Here is a 23,228-nt window from a genome sequence, read left to right as displayed (position 1 = left end):
ACAAGAAACACAAGAAACAATGGAAAGCATGATGGAACAGATCGCTCTTTCCGACCTTCGTAAGGGTGAAATCAGGACGGGCACCGTCATCGGGGAAACGGAAAATGGGTGGTTGGTGGACGTCAGTTACAAGTGCGAAGGGTATCTTCCCTCTAAAGAATGGACGCACCGCATCTTGGTTGGAGACGCGGAAAAACCCCACATAGGAGACAGCGTAGAGGTGCAGGTCGTCAACATCCGAGAGGGAGAAGAGGCTCAACTTTTGTTGAACCGCTGGCGCCACGAGTTCGATCGCCGGTGGGCCGAATTTGACATCAAACTCGCTCAGAACGACATCGTCCAGGTCAAAGCTCTCCGCAAAGTCAAGGGGGGGTTGATGGTCGATTGTTGCGGGCTGGAGGGGTTTATTCCCATCTCCCACCTTGCCGCAGACGGCAGAGGGGTCAACCTCAACAAGTTCGTGGACGAGGTTTTTGACGCTAAATTGCTTGAAAAAGATCGCCGCAAACACAGAATTGTCTTTTCCAGAAAGTCTTTGGTGGAAAAGGAAGCCGCGGAACAGCGAGCCAAGTTTTACGAAGAGGTCAAAGAGGGCAGCATCATCGAGGGTGAGGTCAGCAGCCTGACTGATTTCGGTGTTTTCGTGAACATCGGGGCCGTAGACGGCCTGGTCCATATGAGCGAGATTTCCTGGAAGCGCAACGTGCGCATCAAGGACGCTTTCAAGAAGGGCGACAAGGTCACGGTCAAGGTGATCGGCATCGACCACGAGAACAACAGGATTTCCTTGAGCATCAAGCAGGTGGACGGCGATCCCTGGAATTCCGTGTTGGAGCGTATCCAAAAGGGCGCGACGCTCACAGGGCCCGTAACCAACGTCACGGATTTCGGCGCCTTTGTGGAAATAGAGCCGGGCGTGGAGGGACTTGTCCACATCGGAGACATCAGTTGGGCCAGAATCCGCCACCCGAAAGAGGCATTCCGCAAGGGGCAGGAGGTGCAGGTTCAGGTGTTGGAGATCGACACCGACAAGCGCCGCATCAGCTTGGGCTTCAAGCAACTTCACGATCCTTGGAAGGATATTACCGAACACTACAAGAAAGGCCAGGACATCAAGGTTAAAGTTGTGCGCTTGGCGGATTTCGGTGCTTTTGTCGAGATAGAGGACGGTGTGGAGGGCTTGATCCACATTTCCCAATTGAGCACGAAGCGTGTGGACAAACCCGGCGATGTTCTCCGCGAGAAGCAAGAGGTGATAGCCCGGGTGATCGAGGTCAACCCAGAACAGCGCCGGATGCGTTTGTCTCTCAGCGCTTTGGAGGAGCAGGAACTAAAAGCCACCCGCGAGGAGGAGCACAAGAAGCGCAGCTCTGCCCGGGCGGAACAGGAAAAACACCAGAGAGCCACCCAAGAGGAGGTCGTCAATTACACCATGGGCGATCTTTTCAAAGACCGGAACATCAGCTCGCGTTCATGACGTTTGCCCTTTGAGCGGTTTTCTAGTTCTGGTTCCAGTTCTAGTTTCAGTTCCAGTTCTATATTTTCCCCCGGCATAGCCGGGGGTTTTTTTAGCCCCTTTTTTAGCCCCTATGATGATATCTCGAATGGCGGCTGCTCGCTCGAAGTCGAGTTTTTCGACGGCCTCCCACATGACGCGCTCCAGGTCCTTCACCGAAAGAGTGGAAGAAAGAGTGGAAAGAGTGGATTTGGCCCTGCCCTCCGCGCTGGAGGCAGTAGAGGCTGTTGGATCCAAGGAATAGGCTTCCAGCAGCTCTTGGGGCAAGAGACTCGTGATCTCTTTTTCCACGTTGCGGGGGATGATCCCGTTCCGCTCGTTAAAGTCCAGTTGCTTCTGACGGCGCCGCCGCGTCTCCTCGACGGATTTGCGTATGCTTTCGGTTTCGTTGTCCGCGTAGAGGTAGACTTTGCTGCTGATGTTACGCGCCGCTCGTCCTATGATTTGGATCAGCGAGCGATGGGAGCGCAGATACCCCTCCCGGTCGGCGTCCAAAATAGCCACCAGGGACACCTCCGGCAGGTCCATGCCCTCTCGGAGCAAGTTGATGCCCACCAGCGCCTGAATATCACCCCGACGCAGATCCCGGATCAGTTCAGCCCTCTCGAAGGTGTTCAGCTCCGAGTGAATGTACTTCACCTTGAACTTCAGCTCTCGCAGGTACTCAGCCAGGTCCTCCGAGGATTTTTTCGTCAGGGTGAGGACCAGAGCCCGCTCGCCCTTCTCCGTCACGACGCGCAAACGTTCGATAAGATCGTCGACCTGTCCCGTGGCAGGGAGAATCTCCACTTCGGGATCTACCACCCCTGTTGGGCGTATCACTTGCTCCACGAGACGGGAGGAGTTCTCCACCTCGTAATCTCCCGGCGTCGCCGACACGAAGATCGCCGAGCGCATTTTGCCCTCAAATTCCTTCCATTCCAGCGGTCTGTTATCCAAGCAGGAAGGCAGGCGAAATCCGTTGTCCACCAGGACCGACTTCCGCGCTCGGTCGCCGTTGAACATGCCCCGCACCTGAGGTAGGGTGATATGGGACTCGTCCACGACCAGCAGAAAATCGTCAGGAAAAAAATCCACCAGCGTCCCCGGTGGATCGTCTTTTTCGCGCCCGTCCAGGTAGCGAGAGTAGTTTTCGATGCCGGAACAATACCCCACCTCCGTCAACATCTCCAAGTCGTAGCGGGTGCGCATACGGATTCTCTGGGCCTCCAGGAGTTTCCCCTCCTGAGTGAAGCGCTCGACCATATCCTCCATTTCGGCCTCGATCAGGGGCTTTGATCTCTCGATGGAGTCGGTCTGGGTGACGTAGTGTTGAGCAGGAAAGATGGACGCTTCTCGGATACGCTCCACGATCTTGCCCGTCACCGGGTGGATGAGATCGACGCGCTCGATCTCATCGTCGAAGAACGTCACGCGAACGCAGTTTTCGTCATAGGCGGGGAAAATCTCTATGGTATCGCCCCGGACGCGGAACTTTCCCGCCGCCAGAACTTGGTCATTGCGCTCATAGTAGTTTTCCATCAGGTGTCGCATAAAGGTTCTGTGCTCCCAGCGGTCGCCTTCGGAGAAAGGAAAGATCGCCGCCTCGTAGTTTTCGCGTTTCCCCAAGCCGTAGACGCAGGAGACGCTGGCTACCACAAGCACGTCGTGTCGCTCCACGAGGGCTTTCGTGGCGGCCAAACGCAGCTTTTCGATGCGCTCGTTGATGGAGGCGTCTTTTTCAATGTAGGTGTCACTGGACGGAATATAGGCTTCAGGCTGGTAATAATCGTAGTAACTCACGAAGTAGTGCACAGCGTTCTCCGGGAAAAAGAGCTTGAACTCGCTATAAAGCTGCGCCGCCAGGGTTTTGTTATGAGCCAACACCAAGGTGGGACGATTGACGTTAGCGATGACGTTGGCCATCGTGAAGGTTTTGCCGCTGCCTGTGACGCCCAAGAGCGTTTGATAACGGTCGCCCTGGATCAATCCTTTTGTCAGCGCTTCTATGGCCTCCGGCTGGTCTCCCGACGGCGGCCACTCGGAGCGTAGCGTGAAATCCTTCTTTATCAAGACGAAACCTCCTTTCTATAATTAATTTTTCGAAAAAATTTACATTGCTCTCGTTTAAGCCTACGTTTTAATTTCTTTATTATATTAGATGCTTTGTTTGTATTAGATGCTTTGTTTATATTGCTTATATTGCTAAAAACCTGATGGTTAGAAACGGTCGCTGTTTCTTTAATACCTAAATCAACACCTACAATACCTAAATCAACACCTACTTTGGGTCCGTCTTTGGGTCCGTGCCTAGCTCACCGATCAAATAGTCGATGATTTTTTTCGCCAGAGTTTTCCCAATCCCTACACCGGGGACACTTGACAGCTCATCAGGGTCCATCATCGCAATGCGCTGAACGCTGCCGAATTTCACGATGAGTTGCGCGGCACGGGCTTTGCCAATACCGGGGACCTCCTCCAGCACGGAGCGGCGGAGACGGCTGACCCGCGCATTGCGGTGTGTGGTGATAGAATAGCGGTGAACCTCGTCGCGCAAACGTTGCAACAGCTTCAGCACGGGATCGTCGAGGGAGAGGCGCAGAGGTTCCGGGAGACCGGGACGGTAGACCAGCTCCTCTCGCTTGGCCAGGGCAACGATGGGAATATCCAACTTCAGCTCCTCAAAGGACTTCATCGCGAACTCCAGCTGCGTGGGGCCGCCGTCGATGACGGTGAACTGCGGTAAGGGCTCCGCGTTGTCTAAGGCGTGGCGATAGCGGCGCAACACCGTCTCCTGAATCGCGCGAAAATCATCCACAGGATAGGAATCAAAATCAGTATTTTTGACGTTGGAAGGCCGCGGTTCGCTCACCTTGCTCATCTTGCTATCTTTGCTCACCGTCGGTTCCACGGCCGCGGTCAAATCAGGGTTCTCAGTCAGCGAAGCCAGAGAGCGAATCTTGAAGCGCCGGTAAAGGGAGGGATTGGGCTTACCTTGCTCGAACACCACGCAACACCCGTACATCTCCCGCCCGGACATGTGAGAGATGTCGAAGGCGTCAATTCTCCAGGGGAGAATTTTCAGGCCGAAAGTCTCCTGGAGCTTTGTCAGGACCTGCCACGTCTCGGAGTCCAGATCCTCCCGCAACGCCTCGGAAACGCGCTGACGGGAAACTTTCCAGATCGCCCGTATCGTGTCGCGGCAGCGGGCGGCTTCCTCGAAGGCCATCTTCTTGGCTGCGGCGTCCATACGGCGCCGAATCCGCTCCACCAGTTCCGCGGTGTTTCCCTGGAGCAGAAGCGCCACATCGTTCACCCTATCTCGGTACTCGGCCTCCGAGCAGAGACCTGCGCAGACGCCCATGCAGCGACCCAGAGAGTATTCCAGGCAGGGTCGTTTATCAGGTTTATCGAATTTGCCACTGACGATCTCGGATTTGCAGTGCCGCAGGGGGAAATAGCGCTCCACCAGGCGCAGCAAAGTACGGATGGATCCCACGCTGACGTAGGGGCCGAACCAGATGGAGCCGTCGTCCTGCTTCCGTCGTGTCACCACCAGGCGGGGGAAAGGCTCGTCTGTAACGCGAATGAAAGGATAGCGGTCGCTCATTTTGAGGTCGATATTGAAGAAGGGAGAGTAGCGGCGGATCAGCTTAGACTCTACGATCAAAGCCTCGGCCTCGCTCTCAGTCCGCAGAGTGGAGATGTCCTCCACCAGTTCCACCAATTTCCGCAAGCGGGGCGACGCGAAACCTGAGTGCCTAAAATAAGAAGCAACCCTACGCTTCAGCCTCTTGGCTTTGCCCACGTAAACAACCTCTCCCTTTTCATCCCGCATGATATACACACCGGGTTTATCAGGAAGGTTTTTCAAAATCGACGCAATATTTGGCTTCATACCATTTATTTTGACATACTTCCACGACTAAAGTCATGGGACTAAAGTCATAGGGTTGTAAGATCGACAAAGACAGCCGATTGAAACTGGTCTTACGTCTTCTCCTTGAAGAGTGGATACCCCCACTCTGAAAATATTTACAGCCACATTGATATCCTGGTCGTGTTCCGCCTCGCATCTCGCGTTGATAAGCCATAAAAAGAAGTTTAACATGAAAGTAGACATATGACAAGAAACCAAATACAAAACAAACGCCGCCGTTGGCGGCGTTGCGATTCTCATTCAATCTCATTCAACGGCTGAAGCCGTTGAATGAGATTGAATGAGAATCGCTTTATTGTAACCCAGTTCCATGATTGTTTCTAGACGGTATAATAAACGTGACTCTTTTAAGGGAGGCAGAAAAAACGTGGCCGTTCATTTGAAGATTGTTTTGAAGATCAGTATGAAGATTATTTTGAAGATCATATGAAGATCGTTTTGAAGATCATAATGAAACACAGCGTGGCTCGATGGTGTTGTTGCGGTGGCCCTCCCGATATATGGCGAGAAAAGCCTCCCAAACCGGCAGAATACGTTTCTCGTGTCGCGGAGCGCATTCGCGAGCTGGAACGCCGTTACGGAAACCGGCTGGATATGTCCGTTAAGGATCCCAGTGACTTGCTGTCATTATGGGACGTGTTCCGTTACCGGGTTCGCTCCGACGTGCCTACCTGGATTCTGGAAGGGAAAAAAGTTTTTGAAGGCATACCCGACTTGGATCAATTGTCCAACGCCATCGACGCCCAATTGGAGAAGACGTTTACCGTTCATACTCCGAACGCGCGGAAAACCGGAAGCCTCGGTTGAGGCGCTCATCTGGGACGCTCATCGAAATGAGGGACGTATGAATTGTGGATGAAAGGTGAAAAATGAAAGATGAAAAATGTTATAATAGTAAAAAATCCAGGGGTGAGCGCGGAATGAGCACAAGCACAATGGATAGTAGTGCATGGATAACAGTATGGATAACAGCATGGATAACAGCATGATGGATGATTGTATTTTTTGCAAGATAGCGCGGGGGGAAATATCTGCGGAATTTGTTTACAAAGACGATAAAGTTTTTGTTGTGCGTGACGTGAACCCCCAAGCCCCCACGCATTTGTTGATTATCCCTACGCAGCACGTTGTGTCCGCCGTTGAGGTGGACGACCCGAATGTTTGGGCTTTGGTTATGGGACGCGCGGTAGCGGTGGCTCATGATCTGGGACTGAACGAAAAAGGTTTTCGTATGGTCGTCAACACGGGGGAGCAGAGCGGGCAGACGGTGCCGCATCTTCATTTGCATCTGCTGTCGGGGCGTGATTTCGGTTGGCCTCCAGGTTAGGCGGCGATCCTAAAACCCGGAAGGGGGGGATCTGAGATGACGACGGTCACTCGTAGAGAGGGAGAGAGCCTTGAGGACACTCTCCGTAGGTTTAAGCGGGAGGTTTCAAAAGTCGGCACCCTTCGCGAGGCAAGAAAAAGGGAGCATTACGAGAAACCCAGCGATGCCAAAAAGCTGAAGAGAGCGGAAGCGGCTAGAAAGCGCAAGAATAGCCGAACCAGGGGGTAGGTGGCGAGATGGGATTAGTGGCGACAGTAGCTGCAGATTTGATGGCGGCAATGAAGTCGCGTGATGAACTGACGTTATCGGTGTTGCGTATGTTGAAGGCTGAGTTTCAAAAAGCTCAGGCCAATAAGGGTAAAGCGTCGGAGCTGACCGAGGAAGAAACTTTAGGCTTGGTTCGTCGGCTGGTAAAACAGCGCAAAGAAGCGGCCGAACAGTATGAAGCGGGCGGTGCTCCCCAGAGAGCCCAAGAAGAGCTGTCAGAGATCACCGTTTTGGAGCGTTACCTTCCTGCCCAATTGGAGGAAGATGAGCTGGATGCTTTGGTGAAGCTGGCTGCCGAGCAAGCAGGGGCCGTATCTCCCAAGGATATGGGAAAACTCATGGGGACCTTGATGTCGATGGTGGCGGGCCGCGCCGATGGAAAACGAGTCAAGGAAAAGGCGACGGCGTATCTGAGTTTAAAATAGTCCTATAAAGTTTAAAAGTTTATAAAAAGTTTATGAAAGGAGCTCAGGAATTAGGGGCTCCTTTTGCGTCTTCAGCTTGCGTGTTGCAGTGGTTATCTACAAATAACGGTAGCACATTTTATAGAAAAGGTGCTATTATATCCGACGTAATCAATTCCCTTTAAGGAGTGTGTTATTTATGCGTCGGTTTGTCGCGGTATTGGTCGTTATGGTTTTGGTTGTTATGCTATTGGTTGGAATGACAAGCGCCGTCTTTGCTCACGAATTGATCGTGAAACCCACGAAGACGGAGATCGCCAAAGGAGAGGTTTTGCCCATCGAACTGCACTCCACTCATCAATTCATTGTAAAAGAGGAAGTCGAAAACGTTTCTCTCATCGAGGCGGGGGTGTTTCGCGACGGAAAACTGGAGAAAGTGGAGCTGAAGGGGAACGAGCCTGAGCTGCGCATAGATTACAACGTCAAAGTAGTAGACGACGGCGCGGTTCTGATTCTCGCGAACAAAGATGGCGAGGTTTGGAGCATCACCAATGAAGGTAGCCAGGCAGGAACCCGCAAAGAACTTGAAGCGAAAAACCTGAAGGTTCTTCGGGCCACAAAAACCGACAAGTTTGCCAAGGCCATCGTCAACGCCTCGAAAGAGGACACGAACTTCGCGACGGTGGTGGGTCAGGAGCTGGAGGTTATTCCGGTTACGAACCCAGTCAGCGCCAAGGTTGGAGAGTATTTCGAGGTGAAGGTCCAATACAAAGGCCAACCCGTGGCGTTACCTGTGTGGGCTTCTTACGACGGTTTCGCGTCTGATCTTGTCAACACCTACGCTTACTATACGGAAAGCAACGCCGAGGGTATCGCCAAGATCAAGATCACTGCGCCGGGGTTCTGGTTCGTGCGCGCGGCCAAGGATGGAGAGCCAGGGGTGGAGGGTGAATACGATGCCCGTAACCTGCGGTCCATCCTGAGTTTCTCCGTAAAGTAGCCTATTGGGTGCGCAAAGAGACAACGGGGAAAGTTTTAGTAGGAGATGTTCAATGGAAATCTTACGCCGCTTGAAAATTATGGTGGCGGGGGTCGGGCTGGTTTTCGCGACCGGCCCGTTTCTCGCGTGGAGTCCTGCCTTCGCTCATGGGACGGGATACAGGCAGTCGGAGAAAAAACCGATTTCTCTGGAATTTTACTATTCCACAGGCGAGACCATGAGCTATCTTGAAGCGAAAGTCTTCTCGCCTTTAGACGAAAAATTCGCCTTCCAATCGGGGCGCACAGACGAGGCTGGGCGTTTTGCCTTTACCCCCAACGCGCCCGGTCAATGGCGCGTCGTCGTCCGGGACGAAGAAGGGCACCTAGTCGAGGCCAAGGTCAACGCCGGCGCCGAGGCTGGAGCCAAAACCGAGGCCGAACAGGAAGCGACCGACGGCGATACGCGATACGACGAGCCGCTGGAAGTTGTCGCGAAAACGGCCGCGCCGGAGGGCATAGATCTGGTCATCAAAGCGGGGTTGGGGGTTAGTTTGCTTTTCAACGTCGCTGCTTTTCTGTCCTGGATTCGACGCGGTAAAGCGGTTGGTGGAGTGGTTGGTGGAGTGGGATAATGCATATCAGCGAGGGTTTTCTGACGCCTCAGATGTTGGCCGTCGGATGGGCTGTGACGGGAGTTGGCGTGGCGGTGGGGTTGAAGAAATTGGATTCCGACAAGATCGTTCGCGTGGCGGTATTTTCCTCCACGTTTTTCCTAGCGTCGTTGGTCAACATCAGGATTGGGCCAAGTGCCACCCATTTATCCCTGCTGGCGCCGATGGGACTAGTGCTGGGGTGGGGTGTCTTTCCCGCCATGTTGGCGGCGTTGCTTTTACAGGCGGTGCTGTTCCAGTTCGGAGGGCTTCTCGTGTTGGGGGCCAATACGGCTGATATGGCTTTTCCCGCTTTGGTTGTTTATCTGTTGTTTTCCGGTCCGATCCGACGAAGCGACGCTCTTTTCGCCTCGGCTTTGTCTTTTGCGGCCGGATTTTTGGCGGTGATCTTGGGAGCTGTGGGAGTGGGGATTTTCTTGAGACTCTCCGATCCCGGTATGACGGGCGCCGTGAAAGTTGTTTTCGCCGCGCACCTGCCTCTCGCTTTCATCGAGGGCGTGGTTACGCTTTTTATGGTAGGATTTCTAAAAAAGGCCGCGCCTGATATTTTGTACGGGGCCGATAAATGCGAAATCACGTGAATGGTTAATTAATACTCAACATAGCAAATTGCTTTGAGCTATTCTAACTTTAGGCCTTTTATCTGACTTCAGGCCTTTTATCTGATTCACTGAGGAAGATTGCTTTGAGCTATTCTAACTTCAGGCCTTTTATCTGACTTCAGGCCTTTTATCTGATTCACTAAGGAAGATTGCTTTGAGCTATTCTAACTTTAGGCCTTTTATCTGATTCACTAAGGAAGATTGCTTTGAGCTATTCTAACTTTAGGCCTTTTACCTGACTTCAGGCCTTTTATCTGATTCACTAAGGAAGATTGCTTTAAGCTATTCTAACTTTAGGCCTTTTATCTGACTTCAGGCCTTTTATCTGATTCACTGAGGAAGATTGCTTTGAGCTATTCTAACTTTAGGCCTTTTATCTGACTTTAGGCCTTTTATCTGATTCACTAAGGAGATTTATGGAGTGCGCTTTCATATCGACCGGATTTACGACGGTGAACACCCGTCGCGTCTTGATATTTTCGATCCTCGGTGCCGCGTGCTTTGCGCGGTATTACTGACGGTTCTATTGGCCTCGGCGCGATCTTTGCCGGAGCTGTTGATAGGCTCGGTCATTCCGCTCCTGCTGGTATTTGCGAGTGACTTCGCGGGGCTAAGGAGGTCTTTGGCTCACATCAACGTCGTCATGTTTTTCGCGTGGATTTTACTGCCATTGACCACGCCTGGCCCCAGAATCGGCGGTGTTTTGCCTCTTTTCTCCGATCTCTCTGAGCCTGGGATACGTTTGGCTCTTTTGCTCACCTGCAAGCTGAATTTGATCTCTGTCACGTTGATCCGCATGGTAGCAGAGCTAGGGATGGAACGCGTCGATGGCGTCTTAAGCGAGTTTCGCCTCCCTGAAAAGATGCGCGCGCTTTTGTTGCTCACTTTGCGTTACTCACTTCTAATGATGGATCGAGTGGCAACCATGACTCGCGCGATACACCTGCGAGCTCCCGCGCTGAGCGGGAAACGCCTTTGGCACGCTTTCGCCTGCATGTTGGGCACGACCTTGATTCATAGCTCGGACCGGGCGGAGCGTTCAATGTTGGCTATGCGCTGCCGGGGTGGCATGACCGGATTGTCCCAATATCACCCCGAAAGTTGGCGTCTGCGTGATACGTTGCTCTGCGCTTTCTTCGCGGCAAACACCGTTCTGTTTGTAACCGTCGGTCTTTACTGGCGTCACTAAAAGCGGATAAAAGCCAATGAAAGACGAGAATTCCTTTCTTTTGTCTTCGCCTCTTTCGCCTTCACCTGAGCCCATTCTGGAAATCAAAAACTTGTATTACGCTTATCCCAGCGGACCTGTGGCTTTGAGGGAAGTTTATTTTTCTCTGAAGCGGGGTGAGAAGCTGGCTGTTGTCGGAGCCAACGGATCGGGAAAGTCCACGCTGCTGGCGCATTTGACGGGGTGCTTTCCTTTGGCGGAGCAAAGCGAGGTCCGGTTCTCCGGTCAAGTGGTGGGCTCTGATCTGGAACGTCTCAGACGCGCTGTGGGGCTGGTTTTTCAGGACCCGGACGACCAGCTCTTCATGCCCCGTGTGCTGGAGGATGTTGCTTTCGGTCTTGTCTCCCAAGGACTGGACGTGGCCGAAGCGCAGGAGCAGGCGCGGGCTATCCTCGAAAAGCTCTCTGCCGCGCATCTAGCGGACCGGCTTCCACATCGTCTATCGGGCGGAGAGAAGCGCGTCATTGCCTTGGCCGGCATTTTGGTGACGCAGCCGGAGATCTTGGCTTTGGACGAGCCGACCTCCGCCCTGGATCCGCGGGCGCGGAGACGGGTGATCGAGATTCTGAAAACCCTGGACCAATCCATGATTCTGGCCACTCACGACCTGAACATGGCGCTGGAGATCTGCTCCCGCGTTTTGATCATGAACGGAGGCCGCATTGCCGCCGAAGGTCCTCTCCCTGACCTTTTAAAGGATGAAAAGCTGCTGTCCGAAAACGGCTTAGAATGATTCAAGAACGGTTACCAATAACCGTTCTTTTAACCATTCTTTTAAGCGTTCTTTTAAGCGTTCTTTAATTGTCTCTTAACCGTCCTGTCTCTGTAACATCAATCTGCGGAGGCGGCGCTCTTCGGGGCTTGGGACCGCGAAGGCATAAGGCTCACGGCCGGGCGGCTGTCGAGGAAGTAGGTGATCCCGAAGACGACCAGACAAACGATCCATTCTGCATAGATCAGATGAGGGCCGACGCGGGTGGAGGGAACATAGGTCCAAAGACCCCACACGATCAGGGAGACCAAGATTGTCCAGAACCCAGCAGATTTTTTACACAGGCGCGGCGCATAGATATTGGTCAAAATCAGGAGCGTGAAAGAAGTGGTGATGGCCAAAGCCGAAGTGATGGTCTGCAAGATCCCCACCGCGGTCAACGCCAGATAAAATGAGCAGAGACTAACCAGGAAAACCATCAGACGCGAGATCATGAGTTCGGTATTGGGAGAGAACTCTTTGGGCACCGCCCGCTTCCAAATATCCTGGATGAGCAGCGAGGAACACCCCATCAAAAGCCCCACGGCAGTGGAAACGTCGGCTGCCCAAAGCCCTGCGAGGAAAACGCCGCCAATCAGGGGCGAAATGGTGTTTTTGGCTATCGTGGGCAGCGCGAGGGCGGGGTTGGCAAGATCTGGGAACTTCGCGGCGGCCATGATTCCGAAAAGAGCGCAGAGAAAACCCGCCGGCAAGGTCAAAATACCACCAATGATGAAGCCATTACGCGCTGTTTTTTCATCTTTTGCGGCCAGAGAGATCTGCACCACCGCCTGGGTTGTGCAGGCCATGGTGATCATGACGGCCATCCATCCCGCGAAGATCGCCGTACCGATTCCGCTGATGGGCTCGAACCAGGTGCCCTCAGGGAGGGCCTGCGCGACGGATTCAAAGCCCCCTAAATTTTTAAAACCAGAAAAAAGTGCGGCGATGATTCCGATGTAGATGCAGATGACGTTGACGACATTGGTCAAGCCGCTGGCCCAGTAGCCGCCGCATAAGGTGATACCGATGAAGACCACGGCGGAGGCGAGCATTCCTGTGGTGAGCGTGAAGACCTCCGGCAGCATGGAGGCCAAAATTGCCCCGCCCGCCACATACTGGAGAGACGTGATCGTCATCATGATGAGGAGCTGTGCGATGACGCCGATCAAGCGGGCCCCATTGCCGAAGGCTGTTCCCATCATCTCTGGGACCGTGCGCTGACTCATTCCGCGATACTTCGAGGCCAAGATCAATCCCACGACGATCCCGCCCGTGCCCCAAGCTCCGTTATACCAACCTGCGGAGATGCCTTTTGTATAGGCTTGTTCCGCCACGCCCACGGTGGAAGCGCCGCCCACGGCAAGACCCGTGAGCATGACGGCAACCAACACTGTGGGAAGCCTTTGGCCCGCCAGCAGGTAATTCAGCGTTTTTCCGCCGGAGCCGTGTTTTTGGATCTGGGTGGCTTTCCAGGACAACAGGGTCAACACGATCACGTAGACGATCAAAATCACCAATGGAATATTCGATTGCATTTTTTTTCCTCCCGAAAATGAAATACGAAACCCACCCTTCGAGTTTCGAGGGTAAAACGCTTCCTTCTAAAAGAGCTCCTCCTTTCTCGTATTTTCTCGCGCTTTCTCGTGAACATAAAAAAAGAGTTTCCTTCGCGTGATTTTGCGAGGAAACCCTCAGTCTTTCGATTTGATTCGGCTCAACAAACGGACGTTGCGCCGATCCTCCTCCGACTGGGATCCCCGTATGTTGTCCAGTAATAAAAGTAAAAGAACGCCACTAGAGTCTTTGACACCACCATAGCCGATCCAATCCTTTCAGCGTACTCATCTTTAACCTGCTAATCTTCAATAGTACTAGTATTCAATAGTACTAGTCTTCAGCCTCTTAAACAACTTGCCATATTAAAACACCTTTTGAAGAAAGTCAAGGAGTCGTGGAGGCTTCTTTTTTCAAGGTGAATTGAAACAGGGATATACAAATGAGCATTGTAGAATAGATATTTAACTTGTATAATTTTTTTTATGTGGCATGACCACCAAGGCGATGAAAAAGGCCAAGAGGATTTTTACTGGGAGAGTGAAGAGTTATGCCTGTTGTGACATGCCCTAAGTGTAATTATTTGATTGTTAATCCTTCAGAACCATGTCCTTCATGCGGAGCTGTGATATTGGTTTCGGCAAAGCCTTCTGTGGCGTATAACAACTCACAACATCAACCTAATGAAGTATCTAATGAAGTATTGAATAGCCTGAATTCCCGCTTTGCTTCATTAAGCGATTTTTCCTTGGGAGTCTTGACTCAATTATCCTATCTCGCAAACTCGAAAACTAGGGAACTTGACCAGTGGCTCACTAAGTTTAATGATTCAAGAAAAGGTACCTCTATGGGAGCGCCTAATATAAAGACACCCGATATGGGAGCGCCCAATATAGAGACGCCTCATATGAAGACACCCAATATAGAGACACCTCATATGAAGACACCTCATATGAAGACACCCAAAGAAAATGCCGAAAACCGCCGGTTATGGCTTTCCGATGAAGGCGAAGCACAAACATTTTCGTCGAACGGAGTAACCCAAGCTGGTGCTCATAGTGAAGACTCGTTTCAACAAATCTTTGACGATTATAGAAATGGTCGCATTACCGCAGAGGAATTTAGTAGACGTAAGTCTGCCTTGCCTAAGAAAAATGACTTCCGCCCTAATTCTAGTCAGAAATCCATAGTTAGAGGAGGAATAGATAGGAAACGTATAATCTTATTTACAATAAGCATACTTCTCCTTCTCGGAACGCTGACAGCTTTCAGTACTTCCAGTAGTAGGCGCGAACCCGACAACAGACTAAAAATACCGAAAGGTTCGAGTAATTACATTGGTTCTGACTATTCAACAGTCATAGCCGAATTGCAAGCAGCCGGGTTTTCGAATGTACAAACAGCGGTGTTGGACGACCTGATCATGGGTTGGCTCACCAAGGACGGAGAAGTAGAATCGGTAAAAGTTGGCGGCAAGACTACGTTTAGAGCAGGTTCGAGATATACTCCAAATGTTCCGATTGTGGTTACATACCATACATACCCCGCAAAGACGACTGACAGAGCGAAAGAAACCGCGCCACAGTTAAATTCTTTAAGTGTTACCGCGTCCAACACTCCTAATCTTACTGCGCCTGATATCCATGCGGTCTCGGTAAATTTCCCTGTGAAATACGCGTTACGCGCGGCAGTAGTAGCCTTTACAAATTACTACGCTACAGATGTTTTGACAAGTGATGGAAACGACTATGATATTTCAAAATTTCATAGTTACGCGGATGTAGCCGGATTTTTTATGAATGTTGAATCGGAGGGAACGTGGACTGCGAAGAGTAAAAACACCTGGCACGTTGACCACTTGAAACTCAAAATTTACGAAGTCGGTAGCGTTGTCGATGCCTCGCTTAACGTAAGTTATGACGGTAGCAGGTATAAAGTTTCAAACTTGACGGGTAAAGGGCCGTCTTACCCTGATATTAGCAACTTAGAGAACGAGCGCTATTTTGCGCTATGCTCTTCTGTTCCTCCCGCGCTCATACAAGATGACCGGAACGCCGCCAAGGTCGTTGCCCGTGATCATTCTGGCGAACTCCCAAAAAGAGACGCGAGAAAAGCCTTTGAAAAATACGGCCAACATAAATCTTATGGATTTAAATGTCACTGGGGTAGCGGTTTGCGATACGAGGAACAACGTGTTGACGGTTCTTGGTTCTTCAAGGTGGAGGTGATAATCCAGAACCAATACGGCGCCAAACGGAAAGCCATAGCCGAAGGTGTAGTTAAAAATAATACTACTCGATCGGTAGAACAGTTTCATGTCCACTAAGCGAACTAACAGGTCAATTAGGAATATAGACCAATTTTGCGAAGAAAAATTTGAATAGGTATTGCTAAAACTAGAAAAAGATAAAAAAGAACTTGCGCAATTTATTTAGGCTGCTATAATGTAGAAAAATACCCAATGGGAGGTTTAAAGCATGACAAAAGCGGAACTTGTTGGAACTATTGCTGAGAAACGTCATGAAACGAAGAAAGATATCGCCCCTATCGTTGAAGAGGTTTTCGCTTCTATCGCAGATTCTCTAGGTAAAGGAGAAAAATGCACATTTGTCGGCTTCGGAGTTTTTGAAGTGAAAGATCGCGCGGCTCGTGAGGGGAGAAACCCCCAGGACCCATCAATAATCGTCAAGATTCCAGCTAAGAAAGTTCCTACTTTCCGGCCCGGAAAAGAATTGAAAGAGAAAGTCCGAGCGGCGAAAATCAAAAAGAAGAAATAGTGAGGGTATCATTGTGATGTTCATAAGTTTAGCGCGCGTGTGTCCTGTGTTTTTTGACGAAAGATTATAAGAAGAGAGGCGCTGCTGGATATGTTAAGGAAAAATAAAGAAGATCTAACATGCGTGAGCGATATTGAAATACGGATTCCTGTGGGTAGCGTTCTATTGGACAAGTTCCGAAAAATTTCGGAGGCAACGGGCTTTTCCGATCTAGAACTCTTTCAGAAATGGATTACTCAAGAAGAAAGCAATCTTCATGTTTTGCGGCATTATGTTGATCAATTGAACGAGATGCCGCAACGGTTACAAACTCGGCCTCAACAAAAATCGTCGCCGGTCCAGGAAAATCTGGAAACTCAGGAAGAATCTACAAAGGACGATAAGAAGTTGGATTATCGCCAGTTCATCTTGCAAAGAATCCAAAGCATGAGGCAAGAGGGAATGACCTTCTCGAAAATATCGGCTCAGTTCAACGAAGAAGGTGTCGTAACAATCTCCGGGGTGGGTAAATGGTATCCTAGCACTATCTCCCAGCTTTTGGCAGCATTGTAGGCGTCATTCCAGGATACGTGTCGTTCTCCAGGTATTCTAGAGCTTCTAGGCGGATTTCTGGGCAAGAGAGAGAAATACAATACCTACTAGATATAGGCCTAAAGGACTATATCTAGGGTTACTTACATTTTTTTGTGGTTTTGGGTTTCGCTGATTCTCTGGCAAATCTATCCGCTCGCGAATATGATAATAGGAAAATAAGTTGGGGATTAAAGCTTATGTGGTTGTGTCGTATAGTTTTCTGACCGATTGCGTAATAGCCTACTAATTGACTGATCGGGGGAAGGTTATCCGCGTACCATGCCACATCAACGATGCCGCTTTTGCCGAGGCATTCGCCGAACACTTTAGGAAAATTGAAAAATTATAGGAGGGCACCACCGACAATCAGAAAATCATATTGCTTCAAACTCGTCCCTCCAACTCGTCCCTCCAACCAATAAGCCCCTCGCGGGTTTTTATCTCAAAAAATATTTCTTCCAGTTGCGGGTTCTGATTTTTATCAGTTTCCAAACCCTGTTCAGTTTTTCACCCAATGAGGCAATTGTATACAATTTTTTCACAGAGTATTCTTTATGGTAATCCAGCCATATGCTTAATAGATGTTCCGTGGCAAATGCCGGTCGAAATTTGTCTCCATATATTTTCTCACCTTCTTCACAAAAAGAGTACATAAATGTCAGATAGTCGTCAAGCATTCTTTTTCTCATTACGAAGATATTTTGAGTAGAGTATCGTTGGCTTTTTATTACGCCATAAAAAGAACTCAAATACTCCGGATACTTTTGTTTAATAACAGCTTCTATACGGCCCAATGGCTCGGACATAAACCTTGTGCGGATTTTAGTCTCTTTTTTGACTATACCGTCGTGCGTTTGCAAGATTTTCTCTATTTCCTCTTTGGTGAGCGCCAATTTGACAGTTTTGTCCTGTGAAAAAGCAAAGCACTGATAGAAAGGCCAACTTCTCTTTTTGCGCTTGGCGGTTAACCATTTGGAGTAGTGGCATAGCCCCAAGTAGTCATAATTCTTAAGATTTTTCCAACCCCAATACAAAGCGGTGAGTTCAAGGTATGTAGGATTTAAAGAGCTGATCTCCCCTCCCCCGTGATTCTCATCGTCCCGCTGGTATTGGAACGGTTTATTTGTTATCGCCGAGCCAGCGTATACCGGCATATAAGGTTCGGTCTTTGGGTATTTTGAGATTTCTTTATGCGTAGAGATTAGAATTTTTCCATTCATTGCACAGACCCTCTAAAATTATAATTAATTATTTAAGTTTGCCTGCTAAACGTCGCGCAAACGGCATAACTTTTACCTTAAATATTTTAGCATAGATTCTTCTGTCAAGTGCCATAAACGCGGCGCCCGCTATTAAAGTAGATAACACAAGTGAAAAAGCCGAGAACTCTATCCACGCCCCAAAACTTCCTATACGCGGGAAAAGAAAATTCGTCCTGCCTAACAAAAAACCGATAAGAGAGAAGCATGTTACGCTGACTAACCATCTGCTAATGCTTGGCAGTATCCGAAAACCGACTTTTTTGGGGATGTGTATTACAATCTCCAAGTCGCGGTAAACCTGCGACAGTATGTCCCCGATGAAAATGCCCAAAACACCGAACTTCAGCCCTAATAATACCGAAGCCGTAATCTGTATGAGCGTTTGGGTAATCATATATCTTCTTGTACCCCGAAACCAACCTATGGCATTTAACATATTGTCCTGTGGCATACGCAGATTGCGGGTGAATCCGCGCACACAACACAGAAATGCCAATCCCGATACGGTGCTTCCGCTGTACAAGCGCATAAACGGCTCAAAGTTAACCGTCATAACAGAAAATACAATAGCGCTGAGAAAGCAGACCAAGGATTCGAATTGCCCGTACGCGCGATATAACCGCTCCGATTCTCCTTGGGCGTATAATTGGCCGAAGGCGCTTGTCGTTGAGCTTAGCACGCCCAAAATATTATCCACACCACGGACGACAATTAAATACATGGAAAGAATGCCGACCTCGGATATAGGGAGCAGGATAGTCGCTATGACAATAGGCGCGCTTGTTTGCGTTACAAGAGTCAAGGGTTGTACCATAGCGTCGTAGTGGTTTGCCAGCGCCTCCGTATTCGGCGGGGCGGAATAGTCGATTCGGCTATACATTTTGCGGCAATATAAATGCAGTATTATTGGGCAGATAATATAAATAATGATGGAAGCCGCCTCGACAATAAGGATGGGCAGCCTGAAATATATCAAAACGGAGACAAGCCCGCACTGCAAGGCAAGCCGAACCGTATGCGCGATTTGGATTACGCCGACACGGTTGTCTGCGGTTAGAACAACGCTATAACGTTTGATTGCGACAAATTCCAAAAGACCGTTGGCACCCAATATAATAAACAGCAGGAAAGTGGTGGAATAGCCTACGTTGCTGTTTCGCACGATGAGCGGGTATATAAACGCGACGCCCAGCACCAACGTGGCAAAAAAGACGCTGATTTTATCGTAGAGCCGTTTAGACGCGACAAGTATGCCACTTGCTGCCTTATAGTCTTTATTTGCCATAGGAGCGTATAGGTTGACCGTTACCGCTTTGGACAGCCCCGCCTCAATGAGCATAAAGAACGCCATAAGCTGGGTAATCGACGCGACAAGACCCGTAATCTCCATGCCATAAACACCTAATGTAAGTTTCGGCACAATAAAAGAATTCGTGGTCGATACCATAACCATCGCGATACCGGCTATCGTGTTGAAAACAAAAGCGCGGCTATTGTTCACAGACAACCCCCTAATCTAACTCAACTAAAAAATAAATTCATATTCCAGTTGTTGGAAATAAGCTAAATATATTTCCATCTTTTTTAATATATTATCAATGAAAATACCTCTGCGCACATACGGGAACGCCCATTCATGTGTGAAAACTACGGCAGCATCCCCCAAATCCAAGACAGACTGTTTTGGCCGTCGGGCTAATTCAAGTCTGAGGTCACTTTTTCTGTACAAAACGCCATCTTTGAATATCTGCCGTTGCTGTTGCAACCTGACATTCTCGTCAAGTGAAAGAGAGTAATTTATTCTGTCATCATCAGCACAGAGCAAAGTATTTACGCCACCGGCTGTAAGTATGCTGATATCAATCTCGTTTGCTTGAAATCTATGGAGACGTAAGGTTGAACTTGTTTTACCGCCGATTCGCTCAATGTTTTTATTGAACAATGAAAACCTCTCGATTAAGTTGCCTTGCTCAAAGCAACCATGATAAGCGAATTTAATAAAATCTGCGGAAGTTAATTCCTCAAAATAACGGTCGGTCATTTTTTCGATATCGAAAGATTTAACTCTATCAAAACAATAGAGCGTAAATTTTGCGCCATATTTTTTATTGAATTTTAATAAAGTACTAAGAAACGAATTCTCAAAAACGCTTTTATATTTTTTCCGATTGATGTCGTTAAGACATAACCAAACATCGTCAAAGCTAATATGAGCGGTTTTCATTTTCGCGTTTTCCTCTTAAAGCAAATGTTCTTTATCCTCTTAATAACTTTGTTTTTAAAATCGCTTCGGATAAAAAACGGTTTTCTCAGTTCTAACCACATCTTTTCCCGATTAGAAAAAATTTTATTTCCCTCTTGTAGTCGTTGGGAGCAAAATGCTTTCATTTCCGGTGTTAACCAATTACTCTCGTCAGAGGCAACGCGGTTCCTAATATCAGTATAAGTAATCCCCTTAACTTCAAGAACATCCCCAAGCGCTAAAAAAGCGTGACCGTTAAAGCAGTGAGACTGTTTGCAATGATGCCCGACGGGAATGTCACGAATTGGTTTGGATAAATCGAAAAAATCTTGTCCATAAATCTGACCGTAACATGTTGACAGAACGCCTGTTTCAAGCGAAAGAAGATACGTCCACGCGCCTGCGTAGCAGTATTCTTTACGTTTCTGCATCCATGTAGACACTTTAAAATCAAGCATAGGACTATCAAAGACACCCCAAATTCTGTGGAATTTTTCAAGTGAATGTTTTGACATAAGCGTGTAATCAGGGTCCTTTTCGTCACGCGGAAGCGAAATATGGCAATAATGGCCAAGTTTACTCTTTGTAAGTTCGAGAATTTCGGAGATATGGCTTTCCGCCTCGTCGTTTGCGGTAACCTCGACCGAAAAGGACATGTGAGCGTTTTTGACGATTTTAACATTGTCAAAGAAGCAGTCAAGCAAACCATGTTCAATGAGTTCGAGATAATGGAAAGACATCTTGAAGCCAAGACGCTTTCTTAGTTCGGCAGGAAAGTTCGCGAACTGATTAAACCTTTTTGTAAGCGTACCATTTGTTACAATCCAAACGTAATGTCTCTGCATCAGGATTTGCCTTGTTATTTCGATAATCTCATTGGGAATAAGCGTTTCTCCTACCCCGCACATATTAACAAGGCATACTCCACCCAACCTATCCGCGCTGAACGCTCTCCCAATTGTTTCCGGCGAATATTTAAATGGTTTGCCGTCGGAATGTTGGGGCGCGTTGTGGGATATATAACAATAATCACATTTAAAGTTGCATGTGTATATCGGGACCAATATATCAATAAACCTCTTCATTTGATCCATAATTTAATCCTCTACAATTATAGCGATTTTTTTAAAGAATGGCATAAATCCTGTATTATCGTAACGGTCTGTATCTTGTAACGTTTTCAAAGCAACAATATCTTTAACGGCGTCATCAACACGATCAGCGAATTTTATGTAGTTGAATTCGTCAAGCCATTTGCTAATATATTCTACCTTCCGACTTACATTATTAAGCGCGACACACGGTGTGCTTGTTATCGCGGAAAATATAAGCCCGTGCAATCTGTCGGTGACAACAATTTGCGCGCGCCTAAATTTATCAAACATATTTTTTAGTTCATTATCAAAATCTTTTACAAATATCCTGTCGATAACTGTATCGACATAAAAATATTGACCAAAGTTTTGCGAAACGGCAGACTCTATCGCTTGTATTTCGATTTTGCTCAAAATACTTTCTTTATCATCCCTAAAACATAGGAGTCCACCGTGTCTGTCTCGTTTCGGCTCTGTTTTATTCAATTCTAAAACAATGTCAGGTACACAAAAAGCAGCATTAAAATAGCCACCGTATAGTCTCTTCTTCACTAAGTCATAAGAGCGTTCCTCACGCAAAAAGACCGATAAATTGTGGTGACTCTGCCATATCATTTTGGTTTTTTCTAATTGTTCTTCTCCCCAAGGCGTATCCTCATAATACACCGTCTGCGGCAATACCACAATTTTGTTTTCAGGAAACGCTTGAATTATATTCCGGACGGGTTCCTCCGACCACGACATATAAAGTGTCCCAAGAAAACCGCCGGCGTTTATGAGAATAATATCCGTGTCTCGAATATACTTTTTAACCTCGCTAAGGTTATATTTGCCAAGAATTTCACTTATTTTTATCAACGGATATTGAGGCAACTCAGAGGCGAAAAAATCCACTACGGCGGCAGTTATGGCATGATCGCCTAAGTTTTTATGTTCCGGACAACAAAATAACATTAACCTGTGCTGAGAAGAGTCATCCCTTAATCTTGTAAGAGTGTCTCTGTAGGCAAACTTAGATTGAATCGTTCGCAAAAAATCCTTTATGGTCTTTGTAATAATTTCACTCATATTCTTCTCCTTAATGCATAGTATAGCCTCCACACAAATCGATAAAACTGAAATCCGAGCATAAGCGCCATAATCCCAAATTTGTCCCGTTTGGAAGCCTTTTTGTCTAACAGCGCATCCCATCTGTACTTAGCGACTACGCGTTTCATCTCTGAAACACGTCGTTTGTCATTATGCCCGCAATTAACCATTTGGGATAGAGTGGAAAGCCTTACAAACACACGCTTAACATTGGCTGATTTGGTCAAGTCCGGGTAATGATACATTATATAATCCGCCATTTCATCGCCAGCCTGTATAAACTGGTATTTGCGCTCGTTAAATACCACGCCGTTGGCGATGGAATTGTATCTCTGGATGTAATAATACTTCGGTGTCATATTGACGACGAAACGCTCCGCTTTTTCAGCAACCAAATAACAAACCGCCGTGTCCTCATAAATTCGCCCCTCCGGGTATCGTATCGCGTCAAATATACTCAGTTTATACAGTTTGTTCCAAGCCGTCACGTCATATATACCATTATAGCACAGGCTCTCAATCGCCTGATACTTGTCAAGTGTCACCGTAGCGTGGTGGGGGTCTTGATCTGACATACGACTTTCGGAGTATACGACGTAATGCCCACACTGGGATATATCCGCGTTGCTATCCCGAAGCAGTTTATACAGAAATTCTATATAATCCGGCGCGATATAATCGTCGCTGTCCACAAAGGCGACGTACTCGCCTTTGCCACCTGACAGTCCGTCGTCCAAGAGAGCGGACAGTCCGCTGTTCCTTGCGGCGGATAGTCCACCGTTTGGACGGTGAATTGCCATAACGCGACTGTCTTTTTGAGCGTACTCGTCGCATATCGCGGGGCAACCATCCAGCGCGCCATCGTCCACGAGGATAACCCGCAGGTTCTTGTGCGTCTGCGCCAGTATGCTGTCCAGACACCTACGCAGGTATTGCTCCACGTTGTAAATGGGGACAATTACATTTAT

22 protein-coding genes are annotated in these 23,228 nt (G+C 48.5%); 13 read left to right on the top strand and 9 right to left on the bottom strand.

Translation table 11 applies throughout. The features are described from left to right. The first annotated feature begins 19 nt into the window (after window positions 1-19). Window positions 20-1,477, top strand: coding sequence for a S1 RNA-binding domain-containing protein (locus LBJ36_01290; protein MDR1377676.1), 1,458 nt, complete (start codon window positions 20-22; stop codon window positions 1,475-1,477). Here the strand turns inward: LBJ36_01290 and uvrB are convergent. Further along, window positions 1,472-3,565 (bottom strand): excinuclease ABC subunit UvrB, encoded by a 2,094-nt coding sequence (gene uvrB / locus LBJ36_01285; GenBank protein ID MDR1377675.1) that lies wholly within the window; start codon window positions 3,563-3,565, stop codon window positions 1,472-1,474. The genes LBJ36_01290 and uvrB overlap by 6 nt on opposite strands. Before the next feature lie 211 nt (window positions 3,566-3,776). Next, the gene (locus tag LBJ36_01280) at window positions 3,777-5,393 is read right to left on the bottom strand and encodes an excinuclease ABC subunit UvrC (GenBank protein ID MDR1377674.1); all 1,617 of its coding nucleotides are present in this window, start codon (window positions 5,391-5,393) and stop codon (window positions 3,777-3,779) included. 468 nt (window positions 5,394-5,861) lie between these two features. Here LBJ36_01280 and LBJ36_01275 point away from each other — a divergent pair, with 468 nt between their 5' ends. The 9 genes from LBJ36_01275 (at window position 5,862) to LBJ36_01235 (ending at window position 11,648) form a co-directional block, all read left to right on the top strand. After that, on the top strand, window positions 5,862-6,242 hold the full coding sequence (locus LBJ36_01275; protein ID MDR1377673.1) for a hypothetical protein: 381 nt from the start codon (window positions 5,862-5,864) through the stop codon (window positions 6,240-6,242). 142 nt (window positions 6,243-6,384) lie between these two features. After that, window positions 6,385-6,762 carry a histidine triad nucleotide-binding protein gene (locus LBJ36_01270; GenBank protein ID MDR1377672.1) on the top strand — a complete coding sequence of 126 codons (378 nt, stop codon included), beginning with the start codon at window positions 6,385-6,387 and terminating at the stop codon, window positions 6,760-6,762. A gap of 36 nt (window positions 6,763-6,798) precedes the next feature. Continuing rightward, complete coding sequence (gene rpsU, locus LBJ36_01265; GenBank protein MDR1377671.1) at window positions 6,799-6,990, top strand: 30S ribosomal protein S21; 192 nt, start codon at window positions 6,799-6,801, stop codon at window positions 6,988-6,990. Between the two features lie 8 nt (window positions 6,991-6,998). Continuing rightward, window positions 6,999-7,454, top strand: coding sequence for a GatB/YqeY domain-containing protein (locus LBJ36_01260; GenBank protein MDR1377670.1), 456 nt, complete (start codon window positions 6,999-7,001; stop codon window positions 7,452-7,454). A gap of 178 nt (window positions 7,455-7,632) precedes the next feature. Next, window positions 7,633-8,433 carry a DUF4198 domain-containing protein gene (locus tag LBJ36_01255; GenBank protein MDR1377669.1) on the top strand — a complete coding sequence of 267 codons (801 nt, stop codon included), beginning with the start codon at window positions 7,633-7,635 and terminating at the stop codon, window positions 8,431-8,433. A gap of 52 nt (window positions 8,434-8,485) precedes the next feature. Beyond that, a complete protein-coding gene (locus LBJ36_01250) occupies window positions 8,486-9,046 on the top strand; it encodes a DUF2914 domain-containing protein (protein ID MDR1377668.1) in 561 nt (186 codons plus the stop codon). Next, complete coding sequence (cbiM, locus tag LBJ36_01245) at window positions 9,046-9,666, top strand: cobalt transporter CbiM (GenBank protein MDR1377667.1); 621 nt, start codon at window positions 9,046-9,048, stop codon at window positions 9,664-9,666. Before LBJ36_01250 ends, cbiM begins: the two co-directional genes overlap by 1 nt. A 442-nt stretch (window positions 9,667-10,108) precedes the next feature. After that, window positions 10,109-10,876 carry an energy-coupling factor transporter transmembrane protein EcfT gene (locus LBJ36_01240; protein ID MDR1377666.1) on the top strand — a complete coding sequence of 256 codons (768 nt, stop codon included), beginning with the start codon at window positions 10,109-10,111 and terminating at the stop codon, window positions 10,874-10,876. Window positions 10,877-10,892: 16 nt separating this feature from the next. Then, window positions 10,893-11,648, top strand: a complete 756-nt coding sequence (locus tag LBJ36_01235; protein MDR1377665.1) for an energy-coupling factor ABC transporter ATP-binding protein — start codon at window positions 10,893-10,895, stop codon at window positions 11,646-11,648. Window positions 11,649-11,746: 98 nt separating this feature from the next. On the opposite strand, the gene LBJ36_01230 is transcribed toward LBJ36_01235, so the two are convergent. Continuing rightward, a complete protein-coding gene (locus LBJ36_01230; protein MDR1377664.1) occupies window positions 11,747-13,204 on the bottom strand; it encodes a sodium:solute symporter family protein in 1,458 nt (485 codons plus the stop codon). A 569-nt stretch (window positions 13,205-13,773) separates the two neighbouring features. Here LBJ36_01230 and LBJ36_01225 point away from each other — a divergent pair. From LBJ36_01225 to LBJ36_01215, 3 genes are all read left to right on the top strand, one after another. Next, window positions 13,774-15,549, top strand: coding sequence for a hypothetical protein (locus LBJ36_01225; protein MDR1377663.1), 1,776 nt, complete (start codon window positions 13,774-13,776; stop codon window positions 15,547-15,549). A gap of 151 nt (window positions 15,550-15,700) precedes the next feature. Then, on the top strand, window positions 15,701-16,000 hold the full coding sequence (locus LBJ36_01220; protein ID MDR1377662.1) for an HU family DNA-binding protein: 300 nt from the start codon (window positions 15,701-15,703) through the stop codon (window positions 15,998-16,000). A gap of 123 nt (window positions 16,001-16,123) precedes the next feature. Beyond that, window positions 16,124-16,552 carry a recombinase family protein gene (locus LBJ36_01215; protein MDR1377661.1) on the top strand — a complete coding sequence of 143 codons (429 nt, stop codon included), beginning with the start codon at window positions 16,124-16,126 and terminating at the stop codon, window positions 16,550-16,552. Between the two features lie 458 nt (window positions 16,553-17,010). Here the strand turns inward: LBJ36_01215 and LBJ36_01210 are convergent, their stop codons facing one another. The 6 genes from LBJ36_01210 to LBJ36_01185 form a co-directional block, all read right to left on the bottom strand. Further along, window positions 17,011-17,793 (bottom strand): DUF4422 domain-containing protein, encoded by a 783-nt coding sequence (locus tag LBJ36_01210; GenBank protein MDR1377660.1) that lies wholly within the window; start codon window positions 17,791-17,793, stop codon window positions 17,011-17,013. Window positions 17,794-17,821: 28 nt separating this feature from the next. Then, the gene (locus LBJ36_01205) at window positions 17,822-19,336 is read right to left on the bottom strand and encodes a hypothetical protein (protein ID MDR1377659.1); all 1,515 of its coding nucleotides are present in this window, start codon (window positions 19,334-19,336) and stop codon (window positions 17,822-17,824) included. A 24-nt stretch (window positions 19,337-19,360) separates the two neighbouring features. Beyond that, complete coding sequence (locus tag LBJ36_01200; GenBank protein ID MDR1377658.1) at window positions 19,361-20,059, bottom strand: hypothetical protein; 699 nt, start codon at window positions 20,057-20,059, stop codon at window positions 19,361-19,363. Next, on the bottom strand, window positions 20,056-21,171 hold the full coding sequence (locus LBJ36_01195) for a radical SAM protein (GenBank protein MDR1377657.1): 1,116 nt from the start codon (window positions 21,169-21,171) through the stop codon (window positions 20,056-20,058). Before LBJ36_01195 ends, LBJ36_01200 begins: the two co-directional genes overlap by 4 nt. Before the next feature lie 3 nt (window positions 21,172-21,174). Further along, window positions 21,175-22,239: a polysaccharide pyruvyl transferase family protein gene (locus LBJ36_01190; protein MDR1377656.1), complete on the bottom strand. Its 1,065-nt coding sequence runs from the start codon at window positions 22,237-22,239 to the stop codon at window positions 21,175-21,177. Then, window positions 22,236-23,228: glycosyltransferase (locus LBJ36_01185; protein MDR1377655.1), on the bottom strand; the 993-nt coding region annotated here is incomplete at its 5' end. The genes LBJ36_01185 and LBJ36_01190, both read right to left, overlap by 4 nt.

It is taken from the genome of Synergistaceae bacterium, assembly GCA_031267575.1.
Classification (GTDB): Bacteria; Synergistota; Synergistia; order Synergistales; family Aminobacteriaceae; genus JAIRYN01.
This window is presented reverse-complemented; position numbering and strand designations above follow the sequence as displayed.